We start from the raw sequence: 6,570 nt of genomic DNA, 5'->3' as shown, positions 1-6,570 counted from the left end.
AGAAACCACTTGAAGAATTATTGATTCAATTGGACACTAAAAATTACTCGAACCTTTCCGTTATAGGAGAAAAAGCGCGTGCCCTTATTTTATCGGCAATAATACCTAATGAGATTCGGGAAGAAGTTGACAAAGCCTATCAATCCCTTTGTGAACAATGCAGGAAAGACAATCTTGATGTGGCGGTGCGCAGTAGTGCAACTTCCGAGGATTTACCTACGGCGAGTTTTGCCGGGCAAATGCAATCTTTTTTGAATATATGTGGATCAGCACAATTAGTGGCTGCCGTACACCGCTGTTTTGTCTCTTTATATACAGATCGGGCCATAAAATACCGAATTGACATGGGTTTTGACAAACTGGACATCGCCATTTCTGTAGGAGTTCAGCAAATGGTGCGCAGTGACAAAGCATCTTCGGGTGTGGCTTTTACGATAGATCCCGACACCGGTTTCGAAAACACAATCATCATCAATGGTTCTTGGGGATTGGGTGAAAATATTGTTCAAGGTAGCATTACACCAGATGAATGGATGGTTTTTAAGCCTACTTTGGAAACCCCAAATTTGAAACCCATTTTAAAAAGACATTGTGGACGGAAAGAATTTACCATGATTTATTCTGATAAATCCGAAAGCTTATCTGTCGATAATACGATTGTAAATACCGATACGGCATTCGAAAAACAAAATCAATTTACGCTAAGCGATAATGAAGTGATTCAGCTTTCCAAATGGTGTTATAAAATCGAAAAACATTATAAAAAATCCATGGATATTGAATGGGCCAAAGACGGATTCAATAATAAACTTTATATCGTTCAGGCTCGCCCGGAGACTATTCACGGAAAAATAAATAAACAAGTCCGGGAAATTTACAAACTGAAAGAAAAAGGAACACTTTTGGTGAAAGGAATTGCATTAGGAGACAAGATAATTTCGGGTAAAGCGCGAATCCTAAACAGCCCGCAGGAAGGTAATTTATTGCTCGATGGTGAAATTATAGTAACGGATTTAACCAATCCGGATTGGGATCCCATAATGAAAAGGGCTGCAGCAATCATTACCAACAAAGGTGGTCGTACAAGCCATGCCGCCATCGTTGCCAGAGAACTGGGAACTGTTGCTGTTGTGGGTTGTGGTAATGCCACTTCCATCATAAAGAATGGTCAGGAAATTACAGTTTCCTGTGCCGAAGGGAAAGAAGGGAATGTTTACGAAGGCGTATTGAAATGGGAAGTAAAAGAACATGATTTCAGTAAACTTGAAATGCCAAAAACAGATCCTATGCTAATTTTGGCAGATCCTGAAAGAGCTTTTGAGTTGAGTTATTATCCGAATCAAGGTGTTGGACTCATGCGAATGGAATTTGCGATTTCGAATACGATAAAAATTCATCCGTTGGCTTTGTGTGAACCGGAGAAAGTGACTGATGTAAACGTGATTGCAACTATAAAAGAAATGACAAAAGACTATACCGACCCAAAAAAATATTTTGTGGATGAATTGGCCCAAGCTGTATCCATAGTAGCCGCAGCCTTTTTTCCGAAGGATGTTATTGTGCGAATGAGTGATTTTAAAAGCAATGAATACGGTAATCTCATTGGTGGTGAATTCTTTGAACCAAATGAAGAAAACCCAATGATTGGTTTTCGGGGTGCTTCCCGTTACTACAGCGATTTTTATCGTGAGGGTTTTGCTTTGGAATGCCAAGCCATGAAAAAAGTGCGCAATGAAATGGGGCTTACCAACGTGAAATTGATGATTCCTTTCTGCAGAACGGTTGAAGAAGGAAAAATGGTATTGGCAGAAATGGAAAAAAACGGATTGGTGCAAGGCGTCAACGAATTGGAGGTGTATGTCATGGTCGAAATTCCAAGCAATGTTTTGTTGGCAGAGGAATTTGCAAAACTGTTTGATGGTTTTTCAATCGGTTCCAATGATTTAACGCAACTGACCTTGGGCTTGGATCGTGATTCTACGTTGGTCAGTTATTTGTTTAGCGAAGAAAATCCAGCAGTCAAATATTTGATAAAAGAAACTATTCGAGTGGCAAAAAAAAATGCAATAAAAGTAGGACTCTGCGGTCAGGCACCTAGTGATATTCCTGCGTTTGCGAAATTTTTGGTCGCAGAAGGAATCGACAGCATTTCTTTTAATCCTGATGCACTGATAAAAGGAATTGAAAATATTTTGGAAGCAGAGAAAGGGTTTTATAATAAATCAAATGTGGGTATAGCCGAGTTGGGCGAGCTGTTTTAAGGTATTGGTTTTATGATTTAAAGAGTAATAAATAATCTGCGGCTTGTTATGTTAACTAGATGACGCAGTAGATAGCTCAGTATTGATGGGTTTGGTGTATTGGTTTGTTTTTTTAAGAAAAAGTGAAGAACGAATACCATAAAATAGATGTCTTCAGTAAAAATAGATAACCGTCTTTTTTCCTTCATTGCAGGGACAACCATACTAGAGTTGTTGCAAAACAATGCTATTAAAATCCCTGCGTTATGTTATGACAGGCGACTTTCTTCCTCATCGGTTTGCCGCAGTTGCCTTGTAAAAGTAAATGGGGATTCTCATTGGCAACCATCCTGCAATACCTTGCTTTTGGATGGAATGGTAATCGAAACTACATCACAGGAAATGGACGATTACAGAAAAGAGATTCTTGGCATGATGGCTAAAAATTATCCGCAATCTGCCGTGGAAAAGTTACCCGAAAAAGAGTTTCATTATTGGTTAAACCATTACAATCTAAAAGGCGAATTATCTAGTAAAATCAAAACGCATAAAGATAGCTCCCATCCCTATATTCAGGTTGATATGTCACAATGTATTAACTGCGAAAGATGCATCAGGATATGTGACGAATTGCAGGGACAGTTCGTGTGGCATATGTCAAAGAGAGGCGACCAAGAACAAATTGTATCCGATTCAAAGGGATTGTTTGGCAAAAGTTCCTGTGTTAGTTGTGGCGCTTGCGCAGATACCTGCCCGACAGGCGCTATCGAAGACAAAAATGTCATTCAATTTGGGATTGCGGAAAAAACGACTCGTTCCGTTTGTGCCTATTGTGGTGTAGGATGTGAAATAAATGTTAAAACCAAAAACGAAAAAATTATCGGGATTCGTCCCGTAATGGAATCTCCCGTAAGCAAAGGACATCTTTGCGTGAAAGGACGCTATGCCTGGAATTATAATTATGCCGAAGATCGCATAAAACAGCCCATGATTCGCAGAAATGGAGAATGGGAGCAGGTTTCATGGGGTGAGGCTTTTGATTTTTGTTCCGAGAAATTTAAAGCGATTTCTGCGCAGTATGGTCCAGACAGCATTGGAATTATCGGTTCAGCCCGAGCAACAAACGAAGAAAATTATCTGATACAAAAATTTGCAAGAGCCGTTATTGGAACAAATAATATAGAAAATTGCGCAAGGGTTTGCCATCAGCCCACTGCCAAAGCCATGAGTATGATGTTGGGAACCGGAGCGGCAACCAATTCGTTTGATGATATTGAGAAAGCCAAAACAATTTTAATTTCAGGAAGCAATACCACCAAAAACCATCCGATAGTTGGGGCAAGAATTAAACAGGCCGTGTTGAATGGTGCCAATTTGATTGTGATTGACCCTCGAAAAATAGAACTAGCCAAATATGCCAAATACCATTTGCAGTTAAAGGCAGGTACTAATATTCCGCTTTTCAATGCCATGGCAAATGTTATAATAGCGGAAGGATTGATTGATGAAAAATTTATAGAAAATCGAGTGGAAGGTTGGGATGCCTTTAAAGAATTTATTAGCGCATGGACTCCTGAGTGCGCCGCCAAGATATGTAATGTTCCTGAACAACTAATTCGGGAAGCCGCCCGTTTATACGCCACCGAGTCGCCATCGATGTGTTTTCACGGGCTTGGATTAACCGAGCATACTCAAGGGACCGAGTCGGTAATGGCTTTGGTAAATCTGGCATTGATTACAGGAAATATAGGTAAATCCGGATCAGGAATTAACCCTTTGCGGGGACAGAATAATGTACAGGGTGCGGCTGTGATGGGCTGTGAACCGGGATCATATACCGGTCTTGCTTCCGTGAAAATGGAAAGGGAACGGTTTGAAACACTTTGGAACACCAATTTACCCGATAAAAAAGGGCTCACTCTTCCGGAAATGATTGACACTGCCACATTGGGTCACCTCAAAGCGATGTGGATTGTGGGTTTTGATGTTTATTTTACTTTGCCGGATTCAAGTCATACCGAAAAAGCGTTCGGCAATCTGGATTTGCTCATTGTGCAAGATATGTTCCTGACAGAGACTGCGAAACGATTTGCAAATGTATTTCTTCCTGTTGCCTCTTCATTCGAGAAAGAAGGCACTTTTATGAATTCCGAAAGAAGAATTCAAAGAATCAGAAAAGTGATTACAGCACCAGAAGGGGTAAAAAACGATTGGGAAATTGTATGTGCATTGGCGGAAAAAATGAATAAAAAAGACTTGTTCAATTATGCAACCAGCGAAGAAATCTGGAATGAAATCAGACTGGCGTGGAAGGCGGTTTCCGGAATTACCTATAAGCGGATAGAAAGCAATGGTTTGCAATGGCCATGTCCGGACGAAAATCATCCCGGTACCAAAATCCTCCATGAGAAAAGCTTCCCGATTGGTGATAAGGCAAAACTTTTTCAAATCGATTTTGTTCCCACGCTTGAGCAAACTTCTGAATCGTATCCTTTTATCCTTGTTACCGGAAGGGAATTATATCATTTCAATTCGGGGACAATGACCTACAGAACTGCCAATAAAGAAATTCATTCTTCCGATTTTCTGTATATTCATCCCGATGATGCCACCGATATAAAAATAAAAGAAGGGGAGAAAGCTAAAATTTTAAGTAAATATGGAGCTGCTTTTTTGAAAGTAAAGATTGATGACAGTGTCCGAAAAGGGGAATGCTTCACAACATTCAACGATACCGAAGTTTTTATCAATAAAATAACAGGATCATTGAGAGATAATTATGTGCAAACGCCAGAGTATAAAATTACTTCTGTGCGGATAGAAAAAATAAAGCAGTATTCAAAATCGAGAAAAAATCGAACTAGCGATGTAAACTTAAAATGACTGATTTTATAAAATAAGATATGATTTCCATTAAAAACAATATAGAGTACCATCTTTCGGATTATGAAAAAGTACAAGCTTCTTTTTCATGGGATGAGATTGTCAAAGAATTAAACGGACTCCCTGACGAGAAAGGATTGAATATCGCCCATGAAGCGATAGATCGTCATGCCCAAACCGACTTAAAAGATGCGGTTGCGCTTCGTTTTATTCGAAAAGACAGAAGTTTTCAAGATTTCACTTATGGCGAGTTACATATAAAGACATCCAAATTTGCGAATGTGCTTCAAAATTTAGGGGTTAAAAAAGGAGAACGCGTTTTTTCCTTTGCCGGAAGGATTCCTGAATTATATTTTACCGCTTTGGGAACATTGAAATACACGGCCGTTTTTTGTCCGCTATTTTCGGTTTTTGGGCCTGAGCCTGTTTTTCAGAGACTCAGTAAAGGAGATGCGACCGTTTTGGTCACCACTTCTCTTTTATATGATAAAAAAATAAAACCATTGCTGGAAAGACTTTCCTCGCTTCGCTTCGTTATCCTTACAGATGCCACCGAACATTTATCGGATCAAATATTGTCTTTTTCTAAACTAATGCAACAGGCCAGTGAGGAATTCACCATACCGGAAACCAATCCCGAAGACCCGGCATTACTGCATTTTACAAGCGGAACCACCGGAATGCCAAAAGGGGTGATTCACGTACATCAAGCTGTGCTTACGCATTATGCCACCGGAAAATATGTACTTGATTTTCACAAAAGGGATTGCTATTGGTGTACCGCAGATCCAGGTTGGGTTACAGGAACTTCCTATGGTATAATTACTCCTTTACTCCATGGTGTAACGAGTATTATTGACGAAGAAGAATTTGATGCCGTACGATGGTATTCGATTCTTGAAGAGCATAAAATATCGATTTGGTACACCGCTCCTACGGCCATCAGACGATTAATGCGATTGGACATAAAACCATGTGAGGAATACCACTTAGAATCTCTTAGATTGATTTTGAGTGTGGGGGAACCGCTTCATGCCGAGGCAGTGATTTGGGGACAGGAAAACTTCAGGATTCCCATTCTGGACAATTGGTGGCAAACCGAAACTGGCGGAATTATGATTGCAAATTATCCTTCGATGACAGTAAAACCCGGATCGATGGGAAAACCTTTGCCAGGCGTGGAAATTGCCATTGCTGAAATTAATGATAAGCAACTAAACCTCATTACAGAAACCAATCTTCAAGGACAGCTGGTCCTAAAAAAAGGATTTCCATCTCTTTTTCGGGGCTATTTGCACGAAGAGGAGCGGTACAAAAAATGTTTTATTGGCGAATGGTATCTCAGCGGTGATTTGGCCAAAAAAGATGAGGATGGATATTTTTGGTTTATCGGTAGAGCAGATGATATAATAAAAACTTCGGGACATATGGTTGGCCCTTTTGAAGT

3 protein-coding genes are annotated in these 6,570 nt (G+C 39.9%); all 3 read left to right on the top strand.

Going from position 1 to position 6,570, the window contains the following annotated elements; translation table 11 throughout:
• The coding region (gene ppsA / locus VFS71_RS06305; protein WP_326400053.1) for a phosphoenolpyruvate synthase at positions 1 to 2,261 on the top strand (2,261 nt) is incomplete at its 5' end.
• 147 nt (positions 2,262 to 2,408) lie between these two features.
• Positions 2,409 to 5,123 carry a formate dehydrogenase subunit alpha gene (gene fdhF / locus VFS71_RS06300; RefSeq protein ID WP_326400052.1) on the top strand — a complete coding sequence of 905 codons (2,715 nt, stop codon included), beginning with the start codon at positions 2,409 to 2,411 and terminating at the stop codon, positions 5,121 to 5,123.
• A 20-nt stretch (positions 5,124 to 5,143) separates the two neighbouring features.
• Positions 5,144 to 6,570: AMP-binding protein (locus VFS71_RS06295; RefSeq protein WP_326400051.1), on the top strand; the 1,427-nt coding region annotated here is incomplete at its 3' end.

Source organism: Flavobacterium sp., from assembly GCF_035760125.1.
GTDB lineage: Bacteria > Bacteroidota > Bacteroidia > Flavobacteriales > Flavobacteriaceae > Flavobacterium.
This window is presented reverse-complemented; position numbering and strand designations above follow the sequence as displayed.

Coding starts and splice junctions, on each gene's coding strand:
- fdhF (WP_326400052.1), top strand. CDS start 2,409: ATGTCTTCAGTAAAAATAGATAACCGTCTTTTTTCCTTCATTGCAGGG.